Origin of the sequence: [Brevibacterium] flavum, from assembly GCF_019317305.1 — a bacterium.
GTDB lineage: Bacteria > Actinomycetota > Actinomycetes > Mycobacteriales > Mycobacteriaceae > Corynebacterium > Corynebacterium glutamicum.
Genome location: NZ_CP079240.1, coordinates 113876 through 127977 on the forward strand (window position 1 = coordinate 113876; position 14102 = coordinate 127977).

Here is a 14102-nt window from a genome sequence, read left to right on the forward strand (position 1 = left end):
AAACTTGCAAAATCGACTTTAAGTCATACTTTCTATAGATTGATAGAAATGTGGGGAGTCCCACAAAATTTAAGGAGGCCCAACTGGGCTGTTAGATGTTCCAGTCCACCTGTTCGGGCTCCCTGGAGAGCACCTTTTTGCCGCGGTGGATGCTCAAAAGTACGGAAGCTTTTCTTTGTACAGCTTCCTTCTCGCTGCTCGCATCAAGAACCAGCAGGTTCGCCGGGGAGTTTTCTGCAATGTCGTAATTGTCCAGGCCTAGGTTTCCGGCTGGATTGGTGGTGATGAACGATAGTGCATTCTTCAAGTGGCTGGCTGTGAGCATGTGGGACACGTGTAATCCAGAATCAAGAATGCGGAGTAGATCTCCATCGCCCATGGGGTAGAAGGGGTCATTGAGTGAGTCCTGGCAAAAACTTACTGGAATTCCCCATTCGATAAGTTGCTTTACCGGTGCAACACCTCGGGGGACGGGTCCTTGGAAACCAAGTCCTTGCAGATGGAGGTTTTCATTGGGGCATACTGCAAAACGAACCTTTGATGCTGCGAGCTTGGGTAAAAGTCGCGCCATGTAGCCAGGTGAATAATAGGCCATCGCCACAGAATGAGACACCACGGTTTGTGCGCCCATGTCACGTTTTGCGGCTTCTGCGGCGAGAACTTCGACAAATCGGGAATGTGGATCGTCAATTTCATCGGTGTGGATATCGATGGGGGCTGAGTGCTTCTCTGCAAGGTCGAACAGCCATTTCACCGACTCGACGCCATCGTCTCGGGTGGGCTCAAGGTGTGGGATGCCACCCACGACATCTGCACCTGCGGACATTGCATCCGAGATTAATTTCTGGCCGCCTTCGTAGGCGTAGATGCCATTTTGTGGGAAGGCGACAATCTGGATATCGCACCACTCGCGGACTTCATCGCGCAGCTCCGCAATTGCTTCAAACCCGGCGAAGGTGGGATCTGTAACGTCTACATGGGTGCGGATGAAGCCAACGCCGTGTTCTGTTGCCCGACGGGCTGCCTGGAGAGCTTTCGCTTTAATATCCTCTTTGATGTGGAAGCCTTGGGTTTTGCGGTCGGCCCAGATTTCGATGGCTTCAAAAAGTGTGCCAGAAGAATTTTCGCGAGGTACTCCCGCGGTGTTTGCATAGTCAAGGTGGATGTGGGCTTCAGCAAACTGGGGTGAGACCAGTCTTCCTGCGGCATCGTAATCGTCCGCGCGGCGATCTTCTTCTGGTCGAATTGAAGAGGGGGTAATCGAGGAAATTTTTTCACCCTCTATGGTGATATCAACTAACTCCGTGTAGTTCTTAACCTGGGCGTTTGTAATGCGCACAAGAACTCCATTTCTACATGTCAAGGCATATTTTCAAACTCTGGAGGATCCAGATGCTATCTATTCTATTGCTTGACAGGTATTAGTGTGGAGTTAAATAAAAATGGTGAGCTGTCGTAGATAGTTTCTCAGCATTGCCTCTGCGTCGGGGACCTCCGCTTAGCCTTGTCCGAGAACCTCGATAGTTTTCATCGGGGTTGAGGTGGTCGAGGTAACTGGTCCGAGGACAGCTGCAGCATCGGTGATGGATGCGTCTGGAGTGTCTCCCGCTCCACTGACCTCAACTGATGATTCTGGGGGCTTCGCCTTCACCAGCCAGTTGCTATCCGTTAGGCTGAGCTTCATTTCCGCCGGAGACATCTGCTCCAGAAACGGCTGACGCATCCCCAACTGTTCCTTTGAGTCCGCAGCTTTCTGCTGCTGTATCCACTTGTGCCAAAGTAGCAAGGGTCTGATTTCCACGATCATGAAATACAGCTAGAGCTTGGGCTTAGGCAACTTTGTTTTGATAATCCGCGTCGTTGGTCCAATAGGCTTCCACTGTGGCACAAGAAATTTCACCTTGAGGGACTTGGCTCAGGAGAGCACCAACTGCGAGTGGGGTAAATAAGCGGGCAGAGAACTTAAGCATGGGAAAATAATGCATTTTGACTAGCGTACTTCTGCCTAACATGCACAAAGCCCCCACGCGGATCTCCGTGAGGGTTAAGGGATGTGAATAGATTTAGATCTTGATTCCGAACTGTGCCAAGAACTGTTGGACGATTTGGTATAGATCTGGCAGCTGAACCCCGCCAACTCCTGGAACTTCAATGGTGAAAGTTGGTGATCCTGCAGGTGCAAGGTTAACCACAGGGGTAGCTGCTGGTGCTGCTGGTGCTGTTGGTGCTGCTGGGGCAGGGGCAGTCTGAGAAGTGCCGGTGTTATCCTGCGGTGCAGTGGCTTCAGCCTGCGGTGCAGTGGCTTCGCCCTGCGCAGCTACGGTGCCGCCTTTGAGCCCACAGCGGTTTGCTGCTTCGTCGACGCGTGCGAGAGCTGCCTTGATCTGTGGGCCGCGGGAGTCGAACATCGCCAAGGCGTTGGCCTGCGCAACCTTGCTGTTGTAATCAGCTTCGGTGGTCCAGTACTTTTCAGCCTGAGAGCAACTGATCTCACCGGATGGGAGTGCTGCGAGGGCGTTGTCGATGATGTCAGCGGATGCGATTGCAGGAGTTGCAAGGGTTGCTGCACCAACGAATGTTGCGGTGAAGGCTACGGTCTTGGTTTTTGCAGAGTTAAGAAAGCTCATAGTCATTAACCATACGGGTTCACCTGAAACGGACCAGTGTTATACATCGGAATTTACTAACAACTTAATTGGCCAGGATGTGGCTTAGGATAGGGGAGTGTTTGATGAACTCACTGCTCGTGCCCACAATTCAGCGCTGAGGTCTATTGCTCGTGTCGTCGCGGAGACGGTAGAGCCAATGGAGGAGGATGTGGCGAGGGTGGGCGTCGTAAAGCAATTAAAGGCCGGGAACGTGCTGGCGGTGACTGGGGCTGGGGTGTCGACGGACTCGGGCATCCCTGATTATCGCGGCCCGAAGGGCAGCTTGAGCAGGCATCGGCCGATGACGTATCAGGAGTTTCGGCATGATCCAGCGGCCTCGCATCGCTATTGGGCGCGGTCGTTTGTGGGGTGGCGGGTGATGGATCAGGCGCGGCCGAATCGAACGCACTACGCCATGGTTGAGCTGGAGCAGCATGGTTTTTTAAGTGGTGTGGTCACCCAAAATGTCGATGGTTTACACGCGGAAGCAGGCACGAAAAACCTGGTCGCGCTGCATGGTGATCTCGCCCATGTGATGTGTTTGAACTGTGGTTTCGGGGAGGATCGACACCTCTTTGATGAACGTCTCGAAGCCGCCAACCCCGGCTACGTCGCTTCCATTCGCCTGGAACCGGGCGCAGTCAACCCCGACGGCGACGTCTTCCTCGACGAGGAACAAGTACGCCGCTTCACCATGATCGGTTGCTTGCGCTGCGGCTCGCTCATGCTCAAACCAGACGTGGTTTACTTCGGCGAACCCGTGCCCGCCGCGCGCAAAAAAGATTTAAAAAAGCTTCTCGACGCCTCCTCCAGCCTCTTAATCGCCGGCTCCTCCCTAGCCGTCATGAGTGGATACCGGATCGTCATCGAAGCGCAACGTCAAGGAAAACAAGTGTCTGTCATCAACGGCGGCCCAGGTCGGGCGGATTCCCGCGTGGACATTTTGTGGCGCACCCGCGTTGCACCGGCCTTTGATGACATTTTGGACGCGCTGGACATTTAGACTTTTGGTGCCTTAAGTTCGATTTCACGGTACCGATTTCGCAAGTTCGGTACCTTGCGCTCAATTTCTCAACGGCGATTTCAGTTTTTGGTGGTTTTCCTAGTGATCTCGCTTTTAAGAAATTGGAAGTATGAAATCGAACCTAAGTGCGGAGACCTCCGCCCAGACACGGCTACACGAGTGCTACAGTTCGACTTCACGTGCGCTGACTTCTCATACTCAACTTCTTAACCTCGACTTCACTCGGAAAAGTCCGCAATTTAGAGTGGAGTCAGCACACGTGAAGTCGAGCTTTAGACAACCACCAAAACCCCTAGTTCTCCGTAGTCTCGGAAATCTCCACCAATTTGCTCAAATCCGCCCTGACCAGTGCGCGTACGCGGGGATCGTAAGGCATTGCTTCGTGGAGCACGACTGAATTGGGGTCGAGGTTTTCCACCCAGATGTTTTGGACCCGCTTGAGTTCTTCGGGGTTCCGGGCCTCTAGGAAGCAGGTTTCAGGGGGCTGAATCACGGTGTCAAAGTGGGTGGCGATGCACAGATATGTCACGTCTGGATCCAAATCGCCGCCTTCATTGATGGCGTTGATGGTGTCGTGTCCGCGGATCATTTCAAATCCAGCTTCGCCGAACCACGATTGAACGACAGAATTAACCACGCTTTCGCCACGATTGTTACGGATTAGCGGGCTGACGATTCCGCCCATGGTGGTGCCGTGATTGGGGACAGCGAGGGAGACCATGTGTTTGACTTTGGATGCACCACCCAAAACACGCATCCAGTATCGCAGCAACACGCCGCCTTGGGAGTGGCCAACGACAATGACTTTTGAGGCTCCTGTAGCAAGCAATACTGTATCTATATAGGCGCCAATTTGTGCGGATGATTCTGCGACTGAACCGGTGGCGCGTTGGCCAAATTCGGGTGCAAACACTGCCCAGCCGTCGCGGCGTAGATCGGCTCCCAAGTCTTGCCAATCACCTTTTGTTGATCCAGTTCCGTGGACTAATACTACTGGCCAGGGGCGGTCTTCGGTGGGGCGGGCGCGCCAATCGTCTTCAAAAAGCCCACGTGAACGTATGCGCGCCAGCATGGGTAGGGAATCTGTTTTGTCTTCGTTGAGTTTGCCGCGGTTTTTGGGATTGCGATAGAAGTTTGTCGCGATCTCTTCCACTACATCGTCTGGCAAGGCATCGGCCTGCGGGGCGTTCTCGGTGGGGAGGTTTTTCCATACGGACCTTAACGCGTTTGTGAGTTCTCGGCGGAGATCATTGAGGGCGTCAACCATGACCCCAACTTAGCCGAGGCGTGCCACCCGGTCGAGCTCTGCGCGTACGATTTCGATCACCCTGGGATCGCGCACCATATCGTTGTGGGCAATCATTGCGCGCGGGTGTTCATCTTCGACCCAAATATTGTGGACTCGATTTGGATCATCGTCCTCGTTGACCTCAAGAAATGCCACTTCAGGGGGTTGAATGAAGGGGTCGAAATGGGTACCAACGCAGGTGTAGGTGACGCCTGGATCGAGGTCGCCACCGTCAGCCAAAAATTCAATGATGTCGTGTCCGCGCAGCTGCTCAAATCCAGTGGGACCGAACAGTCTGTGCATTAGTTTTTCGATCGTTCCCTCTCCCGATTTTACCTTTGTCATCGGGTTTAAAATGCCTCCCATGAGTGTCCCGTGATTCGGCGTGGAGATAGAAATCATGTGCCTGACCTTCATGTATCCGCCGTAGGTGCGCATCCAATACCGCGCCACGACACCGCCTTGAGAATGCCCAACCAGCACAATCTGCGCAGCACCAGTCACCAGCAAAACGGCATCAATATACGCACCAATCTGGGCAGCCGACGCCGCAATGGGCTCTGTGGCACGCGTTCCAAAGTCAGGTGCAAACACGGCCCAACCTTTGCTGCGCAGCTCAGAGCCCATTTCCTCCCAAGAACCTTTGCTGGCACCGGAACCATGGATCAACACGATCGGCCACGGTCGCGCACCACTTGGTCGCGCCCGCCAATCATCCTGGAAAAACCCCTTCGGCTTCAGCCGCGCCGTCAGGGGCAGGGTGATATTTGTTGCGTGATCGTAGAGTTCTTGGGTGAATTCCTCTGCAAAATCCTCGCGCGGATTCCGGCGCACCTTAGCCACACCACGCGAAATCGCGCGCTTGAACAAACCAGAATTTTCCTGGGACATGTGCTCACACTAGCGCCGTAGGCCGGCTTGCGCTCGGCAAGTGTTTTGCTTATCGACGTCTCCCCACATAACAATCCCAACTCGAAGCACCAACGATTCAAGCCTTATCAGTTTCGTACAGGAAAATAGTGCAAAAATGGGGTTTAAGCTTCGTGGAGAGGATTGTCATCATGAACAGCGTGCAACAGTTTCATCGATTTTTTGATGATTCCGCAGTCTATTATCCCTGCTTCGTCCCGCTTGACCGAGCCATCGGCGAACACTTTGATCGTCAGAACAAACCGATGTCCAGATTCATCGGAACGCTCATTCTGCCGTTAGCCAAACTGGAAGAAGCCGCCCAATATACCGGCGATGAAGTCCTTCGCGTGTCGGCAGTAATCAGTACTGATGAGCTCGCTGATCTGCGAAGGGATTTTTACGAACTCCCCAACATCGACATCGCTTCGGTGGAAATCAAGCTGGTCGGAGCAGCCCTCACCAACACCGCTTGGTTGGGAGATGTGGAAAAACTCATCCAACAACATCGCAACACTTTCGTATGGGTTGAGATTCCGACAGCCCTGGTCACCGCAGATATTGTCCGAAAACTCCGCCACATGGGAGCTGGCCTGAAATACAGAACTGGAGGTGATAGGGAAGAGCTCTTCCCCTCACCGCAGGACTTGGTCACTGTGCTGCGCACCGCCATCGATGCTGCATTGCCGTTTAAACTCACTGCAGGCCTGCATCGTGCTCTCAGGTATCGTGACGAGAAAACCGGCCGACTTCACTTCGGATTCCTCAACATTGCAGCCGCCGTGGCGACACTTCGTGCTGGAAAAGGCGAGGCAGAGGCACTGAAGATCCTTGAAGGCGATGATGCCGCTCCGCTTATTCACGCACTACAAAGCGGCGAAAACTGGCGGGATTCCTTCCGCAGCTTCAGTACCTGCAATGTTGTTGAACCACTCAACACTCTGATTGATCTTGATGTGTTGGCGGAAGGAGACGTACATCCCTAAGGATCGACGCTAGTTAGATCGGTTTTTACGAACCTTGGATGCGCGGTTGGAGTCGAGCAGTTTCCTGAGCAACGACTCCAATAAATCCTGCTCGATGTCGGTCAGGGTGCCAAACCACTCGGATTCCAAAGCATTTTGGCGGGTGGATGTTTTCTGAATGTATGTAGTGCCTTTTTCGCTAAGGCTTAAAACCTTTGAACGTCGGTCTTTTTCATCTGCTACCTGAACGATCAGAGACTCGGCGAGCAATGGTTTTAGCAGGTTGGAAATCGCCGACTTTTTCATCCCAGTCTTGTCAGCCACCTGGAGCGGACTCATGGGGCCATCAGTCCACAGTGAAAAGAGAATTCTATAGGACGCCAGACTTAGCCCATCAGGTCGATGAATTGAAGAGTCCGCATCATAAGCCAACAGATGTGCCACCTGATTTAGAGCGACAGAAAGCTGGTGTGCGTTCTCATTTCCATCCGGTAAAAGCATGTTGAAATGGGAGTCGGCCTGTCGGGGGTGTTCATCTTGAGTCATCGGTGCAAGCTTACGTCAAAATCAATAAAAGGCCGGTACACGGCGGTTTTATGCTTCATTTTTAAGGGGGTAGATATGCAGATGTAGCGCTACTTTCCTCTCAAAGGAAAGCAGTATATTGTCGGTTTTTTAGAGGCTCTCCCAAATATTGCGTTGGGGGAGCTAAACTAATTTCTGTTACCTGACAGAAAGGGGCAAAATTGCATATCACTCCTCGTGAACAAGAAAAACTGATGATCGTGGTGGCGGCTGACCTTGCACGTCGCCGTAAAGATCGCGGCCTGAAACTTAACCACCCAGAGGCCGTTGCCCTCATCACGTATGAACTGATTGAAGGCGCCCGTGACGGACGCACAGTCGCAGACCTTATGAGCTGGGGAAGCACCATTTTGACTAGGGATGATGTCTTAGAAGGCATCCCAGAGATGATCCCTGACATCCAGGTTGAAGCAACGTTTGATGACGGCACCAAGCTCGTCACCGTGCACAATCCCATCCGATAACCCTTGATGTTTTTAGGAGTTTTGCCATGATCCCAGGCGAGTACATCCTGTCCAGCGAATCACTCACCGGAAATGTTGGGCGCGAGGCCAAAACCATCGAAATCATCAACACCGGTGATAGGCCTGTGCAGATTGGTTCGCATTTCCACTTCGCTGAAGTAAACCCCAGCATCAGCTTTGATCGCAGTGAAGGTTACGGCTTCCGCCTTGATATTCCATCCGGCACCGCGGTGCGTCTCGAGCCAGGCGATGCCCGCACCGTCAACCTTGTTGCCATTGGCGGTGACCGCATTGTTGCAGGTTTCCGAGATCTCGTCGATGGGCCGTTGGAGGACCTCAAAGTCAACGTGTGGGAGGGACGCGAAGACGGTTGGCGTCGTTCCTCAGCTGCTGGTGATGCTCCACAAGAATTGCCACAGGTCGAAGCTGCTGAACGTGGCCGGAAACTAGATGACGCCACTGATGTGGGCACAAATGTGGGCACAGAAGAAGGCTCGGAAGAAGGTCGAAATTAAATGAGTTTTGAGATTTCCCGCAAGCAGTACACCGACCTTTATGGTCCAACCGTTGGCGATTCAGTACGTCTTGCTGATACTGAGCTTTTTCTCTGTGTGGAAAAAGATTACGCAGCAATCGGCGAAGAAGTAGCATTCGGCGGTGGCAAGGTCATTCGTGATGGCATGGGCCAAAATGGCACCTTGGTTCGCGATGTAGATATTCCCGATACCGTCATCACCAACGTCATCGTCCTTGACTATACGGGTGTGTACAAAGCTGACGTTGCGCTTCGAGATGGCAACATCTTCCGAATCGGAAAGGCCGGAAACCCGAATGTCATGGAAAACGTCGATATCGTCATTGGCGTTGCCACCGACATCATTGCTGGTGAAGGCAAAATCCTTACCGCAGGTGGCATCGACACGCACGTGCACTTCTTGGGCACTGACCAGGTGAATACTGCATTGGCATCGGGCATCACCACCATGATCGGTGGAGGTACCGGCCCAAGCCAGGCGTCGATGGCTACAACTGTCACGCCAGGTCAGTGGAATACCTACAACATGCTTAGTGCTTTTGAAGGCATGCCCATGAACTTCGGCATTTTGGGTAAAGGCCATGGTTCTTCCAAATCTCCGCTGGCTGAGCAGGTTCGTGCGGGTGCAATCGGTCTGAAAATTCACGAGGACTGGGGTGCCACACCATCGTCGATCAACACTGCCCTAGAAGTGGCCGATGATATGGACATCCAGGTGGCACTCCACTCCGATACCTTGAATGAGGCCGGTTTTGTGGAAGACACCATTGAAGCCATTGCGGGCCGAGTCATCCATACCTTCCACACCGAAGGTGCTGGTGGTGGACACGCTCCTGACCTAATCCGAGTGGCTGCTCTGCCAAACGTGTTGCCTGCATCCACCAACCCAACGCTTCCGTACACCAGAAACACTGTTGAAGAGCACCTGGATATGGTGATGGTTGCCCACCACCTCAACCCAGATATTCCAGAAGACGTGGCTTTTGCGGATTCCCGTATTCGTGCGGAAACCATTGCTGCCGAAGACGTGCTTCACGATATGGGTATTTTCTCTATTACTTCATCGGATTCCCAGGCGATGGGCCGAGTTGGAGAGACCATCACACGCACGTGGCAGGTCGCTGACCACATGAAACGCACCCGTGGATCACTAACGGGAGATGCTCCATACAACGACAACAACCGCTTGCGTCGATTCATCGCAAAGTACACCATCAACCCTGCGATTGCGCACGGTGTGGATTATGTTGTCGGTTCAGTGGAGGAAGGCAAGTTCGCTGACCTCGTGCTGTGGGATCCAAAGTTCTTTGGTGTGAAACCTGATCTGGTGATCAAGGGTGGGTTGATGGTCAATTCCCTCATGGGTGATTCCAACGGTTCCATTCCAACTCCGCAGCCCCGCACCCTGCGCAATACTTGGGGTGCGTTTGGCCAGGCAGTTTCCAGAAGCTCCATTACATTCCTATCCCAGGACGCTATCGATGCAAATGTTCCTGATCTGCTGAATCTGAGGAAGCAGATCCGGGGCGTTCGAGGTGTAAGGAATCTGACCAAACGAGATATGAAACTCAATGCAGAAATGCCTGATATTCATGTCGATCCAGAGACCTACCAGGTGTTTGTCAACGGTGAGTTGATCACCAGCAAGCCAGCAGAGACAGTGCCAATGGCACGTCGCTACTTCTTGTTCTAATCCGCCAACAAGGAAGGAAGATCCATGATTATCACTGCGATCGACACCAACATCTACGATCAACCGGAGTTTGTTGAAGGACGCGATGTCATCGGTGTGCGTTTTGAAGATTTAGTGCTGGATAAGCGCATTCAACGTGTTGCGCTCTCCGGAGGAGAAGAACTGGGGTTGCGGCTCAATCACGGGCACCCCATCCTGCGGGAAGGCGATGTGCTGAAAGCCGATGATAAGACAGTATTTGTGGTGGAGATTATTCCCACGGATGTTTTAGTCATCACACCAAGCGATATTCACCAGATGGGATTTGTGGCGCACTCTCTGGGAAATAGGCATCTGCCAGCACAGTTTTCCAAGCCAGGTGAAGTGACAGAGAAGGCAGCCATGATCGTGCAATACGATCACACGGTGGTCAGCTTCTTAGATGAGCACAGCATTGAGTATCAGCGCACCGAACTTGTTCCGCCAATTCCTTTCAGGCATAGCGGGCACACACATTGATGGATTTTGACGCTGATTTTCTGCTGTTGCATTTATCGGATTCAGCACTTCCAACGGGAGCGTTTGCGCACTCATTTGGATTTGAAACTTATATGGATGCAGAGCGAATCACCAATGCAGAGGAGTTCCAAGACTGGCTGAAAGTCCTGCTTAAGGTGCAATTGACCAGCTCTGATGCTTTGGCAATGAGGATGTTTTACGCCACCCCGACGGTGTCTGAGCTGAAACGGCTGGATGAGTGCCTTTTTGCTGGAACTCCGGCGAGAGAAATTCGGGAAGCTAATGCTCGAATGGGTACGCGCATGGCAGAGATCGTGGCTGAAACCTACTCCGTGCCCCTGATTGTTGAGTATCTCGAATTGATTCAACATCGAGAGCTATCAGGGCACCCGGCTTTGGCTTTGGCTCTTGCCACCCACAGCGCGGGGATTGATGTGGATCGAGCAATCCACGCTCACCTCACGGCAACGGTGAGTTCGCTGATCCAAAATGCGGTTCGTGGCATCCCACTGGGGCAAATGGCAGGTCAGCGGGTGCTGTTCGCCATGCGTGAGCATATCGGTGCGGCCGTGAAACGTAGCGTGAACTTGGATGAGATTGATTTCTGTTCGGGTGATCCAGGCTTGGATATTTCACAAATGGTTCATGAAACCCAACGCGCACGACTATTTATGAGTTAAGAAGGAGAAAAGAAACATGGGTCCAATCAGAATCGGCGTAGGCGGGCCGGTCGGCGCCGGCAAAACGCAGCTGGTAGAGCGGATTACGCGAGCGCTTATCGACGAAGTCAGCATGGCTGCAATCACTAACGATATCTACACCATTGAAGACGCCAAGATTCTTGCCGCCAATGGAGTGCTGCCAGAAGAACGCATTGTTGGCATTGAAACTGGAGGATGCCCACACACTGCGATTCGTGAAGACACCTCCATGAATGATGCAGCGATCAAAGACCTTGTGGAACGCTTCCCAGATCTGGAACTCATCTTTGTGGAATCTGGTGGAGATAATCTCTCTGCAACGTTCTCGCCAGAGCTCGTGGATTTTTCCATTTACATCATCGATGTTGCCCAAGGTGAGAAGATCCCGAGGAAAGCTGGCCAAGGCATGATTAAGTCGGATTTGTTCATCATCAACAAGACAGATCTTGCTCCATACGTTGGTGCCAACCTTGATGTCATGGTGGAAGATGCCAAGACATTCCGTAAAAACAAACCATTCTGCCTGACCAATCTGCGTACCGATGACGGTTTGGACAAGGTCTTGGAATGGATCCGCCATGAGGTGATGATGCAGGACTTGCAGGAAGCCTAAATGACACAAACCCAACCAGTGGGAACCCTGCGACTCACCATCGATGATCAAGGACCCCAAGGTCAAAGCCGTGCGGTGGAACAATTCCACCAGGGTGCGCTTCGAGTAATCCGGCCACACTATTTGGATGATTCAGGCCAGGTCTCGTACACCATCATCGCCATTGGTGGTGGCTACCTGGGCGGCGAGGTTTATGAGCAGCAATTCACGGTCAAAGACAACGCCAAAGCGTTGATCACCACGCAATCAGCCACCAAGATTTATCGCACACCGCAAGGACCAGTCACCCAGTACACCGAGATCAACGTCGGTGAAAATGCCGTGCTGGAATACCTTGCGGATCAAACTATTGCGTACCGAGAATCCACGTATCATCAATTCACCAAGGTGGCGCTGCACCCAACTTCAACGTTTGTGATGAGTGAACAAATCACCCCAGGCTGGCACCCCGACGGCAAACACTTTGCTTACGATGAAATGCGTCTACACACCGAAATCACGGACTCCACCACAGGGCGACTCGTGCTCTTGGATAATTTACTGCTCCGGCCGGACTCCCGAGAGGGAAGTTTTGGGTGGACGGAACAGTACACACATTCAGGGCAGATGATTGTGATGGGGGAAGGCGTCGATAAGCAGCTTGTTGCTGAGCTGAATGAGCAACTTGCCGCGCACCCTGATGTGTATGGCGCTGTCAATTTTTTGAGCGCGCCGGGCACGGAGTTGCGCGGATTTATTGCGCGCACGCTGAGCAATCGCACTGAGGAGCTGGTTAACCTGCACGAACACATCGCGTCGCTGTTGCGTGGGCGATGGCGCGGGCAGGAACCGGTGAATTTGCGGAAGTACTAGAACCTAAACCACATACCCGCGTTTGATCTGCACCCCGCGGATTATTGCGGATCCAAGGGCGAGCGCAGCCAGCGCGTACAGCGGAATGGAGGCGCCTGCGTGTGGGAGGAGGGCGTCGAGAAGCACTGGCAGCCCGAATCCCAAATACGTGAACACATAATAGATGCCGATGCCGGTGCCACGTCGGTTGAGTGGTGTGTAAGTTTCGATGCCGAGGAGCCCTTCGCGCAGGCAGAGGCCATATGCGGTGCCGAGCAGGATCGATGCGATGACGAAAAGCCACACTGGAATGGAGTCGCCACCAAAAGCTGCCAGCGCGAAGCCGGCGAGAGCGCACAGCGCGCCCACGATTCCGGAGCCACGACCCCACGCGAATTTCCTACCTAAAAATTGTGCGATCAGGCCGGCGCTGAAGGCGATCGCCGCGCCGATCCCGGGGAGAAGAATGGCGTTGCCGAAGGTGGCGTCGATGCGCGCGGACATCACGATGAGGGAGGTGGTGATGCAGCTGAACACCCAAATTGCCATCGGCAAGGACACCGCGAGGGCCTTTTTCATGCTTCGTTCGTGTTTGATTCCGCTGTATGCGCCAAGTGCGCTCGGGGTGCTGCGGGCATCGCCAAGCGCAAATCCCACAACCACCGCGATCAGCGAGAGGGCAACGCTTATGGCAAAGGGCGTAATAATGCTTGTCGACGCCATCCCCAACCCACTTGTCACAATCGGCCCCATCATGAAACCGGCGGTCAGAATAATGCCGGCCAATGTCACGCCGCTTGCTCCGCGCAATCTGCCCGCCCATGCGGTGCCGGCGCTGACTACTAATCCCACGCCAAGACCAACGATGAATCGTCCCACCAGGAGAGAGGGGCCATCATGAAATGCCAGGAGGGAGAGGTTTCCAAGCGCAGAAAGTACACCTCCGGTGAGTACCACCATGCGGGCACCAAAACGGTCGGCAAGCACACCGCCTGCGAGCAAACTTGGAAGAAGTCCCAGTGCATAAATACCAAAAGCGCCGTTGACCAGCACGCTTGATACGTCTAATTGTTCACGGATCAACACCAACACTGACGCGAAATGATTGGCTGCCCATCCTGCAGTAAACAGCAGGATGGTAACACCTATGAAGACGCGATTGGCGTTTCCTGATCTCATGGGTGCTCACTTTAATTCATAAGCAGCATGTTTTCTTGGGATTTCTTGGGTTCTTGGGCGGTCTGTTTCCCTCAACCAAACCAGGTGACCAAAGGAGTGTATGTCGAGGTTCCCTTGGTCATATGGGCTGGTTCTGAAGTCTGATAACCGTCCCATATGACCAGTGGCG

General features: G+C 53.2%; 16 protein-coding genes. 9 read left to right on the forward strand and 7 right to left on the reverse strand.

All coding sequences use genetic code 11. From position 1 onward, the window contains the following. Nucleotides 1-91: 91 nt before the first annotated feature. From KW808_RS00525 to KW808_RS00535, 3 genes are all read right to left on the reverse strand, one after another. Nucleotides 92-1339, reverse strand: coding sequence for an amidohydrolase family protein (locus KW808_RS00525; protein ID WP_003859955.1), 1248 nt, complete (start codon nucleotides 1337-1339; stop codon nucleotides 92-94). 159 nt (nucleotides 1340-1498) lie between these two features. Beyond that, a complete protein-coding gene (locus KW808_RS00530; protein ID WP_003859953.1) occupies nucleotides 1499-1723 on the reverse strand; it encodes a hypothetical protein in 225 nt (74 codons plus the stop codon). Nucleotides 1724-2063: 340 nt separating this feature from the next. Beyond that, complete coding sequence (locus KW808_RS00535) at nucleotides 2064-2627, reverse strand: hypothetical protein (protein ID WP_003859952.1); 564 nt, start codon at nucleotides 2625-2627, stop codon at nucleotides 2064-2066. A gap of 97 nt (nucleotides 2628-2724) precedes the next feature. Here KW808_RS00535 and KW808_RS00540 point away from each other — a divergent pair, with 97 nt between their 5' ends. Then, a complete protein-coding gene (locus KW808_RS00540) occupies nucleotides 2725-3651 on the forward strand; it encodes a Sir2 family NAD-dependent protein deacetylase (protein WP_499652402.1) in 927 nt (308 codons plus the stop codon). Nucleotides 3652-3964: 313 nt separating this feature from the next. Here KW808_RS00540 and KW808_RS00545 read toward each other — a convergent pair whose 3' ends face one another. Together KW808_RS00545 and KW808_RS00550 are read right to left on the reverse strand one after the other, a co-directional pair. After that, nucleotides 3965-4939, reverse strand: a complete 975-nt coding sequence (locus tag KW808_RS00545) for an esterase/lipase family protein (protein WP_003859948.1) — start codon at nucleotides 4937-4939, stop codon at nucleotides 3965-3967. Between the two features lie 9 nt (nucleotides 4940-4948). After that, entirely contained in the window at nucleotides 4949-5851 is a 903-nt protein-coding gene (locus tag KW808_RS00550) for an esterase/lipase family protein (RefSeq protein ID WP_003859946.1), read from the reverse strand. Between the two features lie 170 nt (nucleotides 5852-6021). Here KW808_RS00550 and KW808_RS00555 point away from each other — a divergent pair, with 170 nt between their 5' ends. Then, complete coding sequence (locus KW808_RS00555; protein ID WP_003859944.1) at nucleotides 6022-6855, forward strand: hypothetical protein; 834 nt, start codon at nucleotides 6022-6024, stop codon at nucleotides 6853-6855. A gap of 9 nt (nucleotides 6856-6864) precedes the next feature. On the opposite strand, the gene KW808_RS00560 is transcribed toward KW808_RS00555, so the two are convergent. After that, complete coding sequence (locus tag KW808_RS00560) at nucleotides 6865-7380, reverse strand: MarR family winged helix-turn-helix transcriptional regulator (protein ID WP_003859942.1); 516 nt, start codon at nucleotides 7378-7380, stop codon at nucleotides 6865-6867. Nucleotides 7381-7580: 200 nt separating this feature from the next. On the opposite strand from KW808_RS00560, the gene KW808_RS00565 reads away from it, so the two are divergent. Genes KW808_RS00565 through KW808_RS00595 form a run of 7 tightly spaced genes read left to right on the forward strand, consistent with a single transcriptional unit; the run spans nucleotide 7581 to nucleotide 12775 of the window. Continuing rightward, a complete protein-coding gene (locus KW808_RS00565; RefSeq protein WP_003857708.1) occupies nucleotides 7581-7883 on the forward strand; it encodes an urease subunit gamma in 303 nt (100 codons plus the stop codon). Between the two features lie 26 nt (nucleotides 7884-7909). Beyond that, the gene (locus KW808_RS00570; protein WP_003859941.1) at nucleotides 7910-8398 is read left to right on the forward strand and encodes an urease subunit beta; all 489 of its coding nucleotides are present in this window, start codon (nucleotides 7910-7912) and stop codon (nucleotides 8396-8398) included. Then, on the forward strand, nucleotides 8399-10111 hold the full coding sequence (ureC, locus tag KW808_RS00575) for an urease subunit alpha (RefSeq protein WP_003859939.1): 1713 nt from the start codon (nucleotides 8399-8401) through the stop codon (nucleotides 10109-10111). Nucleotides 10112-10135: 24 nt separating this feature from the next. Further along, nucleotides 10136-10609 carry an urease accessory protein UreE gene (gene ureE, locus KW808_RS00580; RefSeq protein WP_003859936.1) on the forward strand — a complete coding sequence of 158 codons (474 nt, stop codon included), beginning with the start codon at nucleotides 10136-10138 and terminating at the stop codon, nucleotides 10607-10609. Continuing rightward, nucleotides 10609-11289, forward strand: a complete 681-nt coding sequence (locus tag KW808_RS00585) for an urease accessory protein UreF (protein ID WP_003859934.1) — start codon at nucleotides 10609-10611, stop codon at nucleotides 11287-11289. The genes ureE and KW808_RS00585 overlap by 1 nt, the downstream gene beginning before the upstream one ends. 16 nt (nucleotides 11290-11305) lie before the next feature. Then, nucleotides 11306-11923 (forward strand): urease accessory protein UreG, encoded by a 618-nt coding sequence (gene ureG, locus KW808_RS00590; protein ID WP_003859932.1) that lies wholly within the window; start codon nucleotides 11306-11308, stop codon nucleotides 11921-11923. Continuing rightward, a complete protein-coding gene (locus KW808_RS00595) occupies nucleotides 11924-12775 on the forward strand; it encodes an urease accessory protein UreD (RefSeq protein WP_003859929.1) in 852 nt (283 codons plus the stop codon). Nucleotides 12776-12778: 3 nt separating this feature from the next. Here the strand turns inward: KW808_RS00595 and KW808_RS00600 are convergent, their stop codons facing one another. After that, nucleotides 12779-13933 (reverse strand): MFS transporter, encoded by a 1155-nt coding sequence (locus KW808_RS00600; RefSeq protein ID WP_003859926.1) that lies wholly within the window; start codon nucleotides 13931-13933, stop codon nucleotides 12779-12781. Between the last annotated feature and the right edge of the window lie 169 nt (nucleotides 13934-14102).

Excerpts from the sequence above, each read along its gene's own strand:
- KW808_RS00530 (WP_003859953.1), bottom strand. The coding sequence starts at position 1,723 with ATGCGTCAGCCGTTTCTGGAGCAGATGTCTCCGGCGGAAATGAAGCTC.
- KW808_RS00535 (WP_003859952.1), bottom strand. The coding sequence starts at position 2,627 with ATGAGCTTTCTTAACTCTGCAAAAACCAAGACCGTAGCCTTCACCGCA.
- KW808_RS00545 (WP_003859948.1), bottom strand. The coding sequence starts at position 4,939 with ATGGTTGACGCCCTCAATGATCTCCGCCGAGAACTCACAAACGCGTTA.
- KW808_RS00550 (WP_003859946.1), bottom strand. The coding sequence starts at position 5,851 with ATGTCCCAGGAAAATTCTGGTTTGTTCAAGCGCGCGATTTCGCGTGGT.
- KW808_RS00555 (WP_003859944.1), top strand. The coding sequence starts at position 6,022 with ATGAACAGCGTGCAACAGTTTCATCGATTTTTTGATGATTCCGCAGTC.
- KW808_RS00560 (WP_003859942.1), bottom strand. The coding sequence starts at position 7,380 with ATGACTCAAGATGAACACCCCCGACAGGCCGACTCCCATTTCAACATG.
- KW808_RS00570 (WP_003859941.1), top strand. The coding sequence starts at position 7,910 with ATGATCCCAGGCGAGTACATCCTGTCCAGCGAATCACTCACCGGAAAT.
- ureC (WP_003859939.1), top strand. The coding sequence starts at position 8,399 with ATGAGTTTTGAGATTTCCCGCAAGCAGTACACCGACCTTTATGGTCCA.
- ureE (WP_003859936.1), top strand. The coding sequence starts at position 10,136 with ATGATTATCACTGCGATCGACACCAACATCTACGATCAACCGGAGTTT.
- KW808_RS00585 (WP_003859934.1), top strand. The coding sequence starts at position 10,609 with ATGGATTTTGACGCTGATTTTCTGCTGTTGCATTTATCGGATTCAGCA.
- ureG (WP_003859932.1), top strand. The coding sequence starts at position 11,306 with ATGGGTCCAATCAGAATCGGCGTAGGCGGGCCGGTCGGCGCCGGCAAA.
- KW808_RS00595 (WP_003859929.1), top strand. The coding sequence starts at position 11,924 with ATGACACAAACCCAACCAGTGGGAACCCTGCGACTCACCATCGATGAT.
- KW808_RS00600 (WP_003859926.1), bottom strand. The coding sequence starts at position 13,933 with ATGAGATCAGGAAACGCCAATCGCGTCTTCATAGGTGTTACCATCCTG.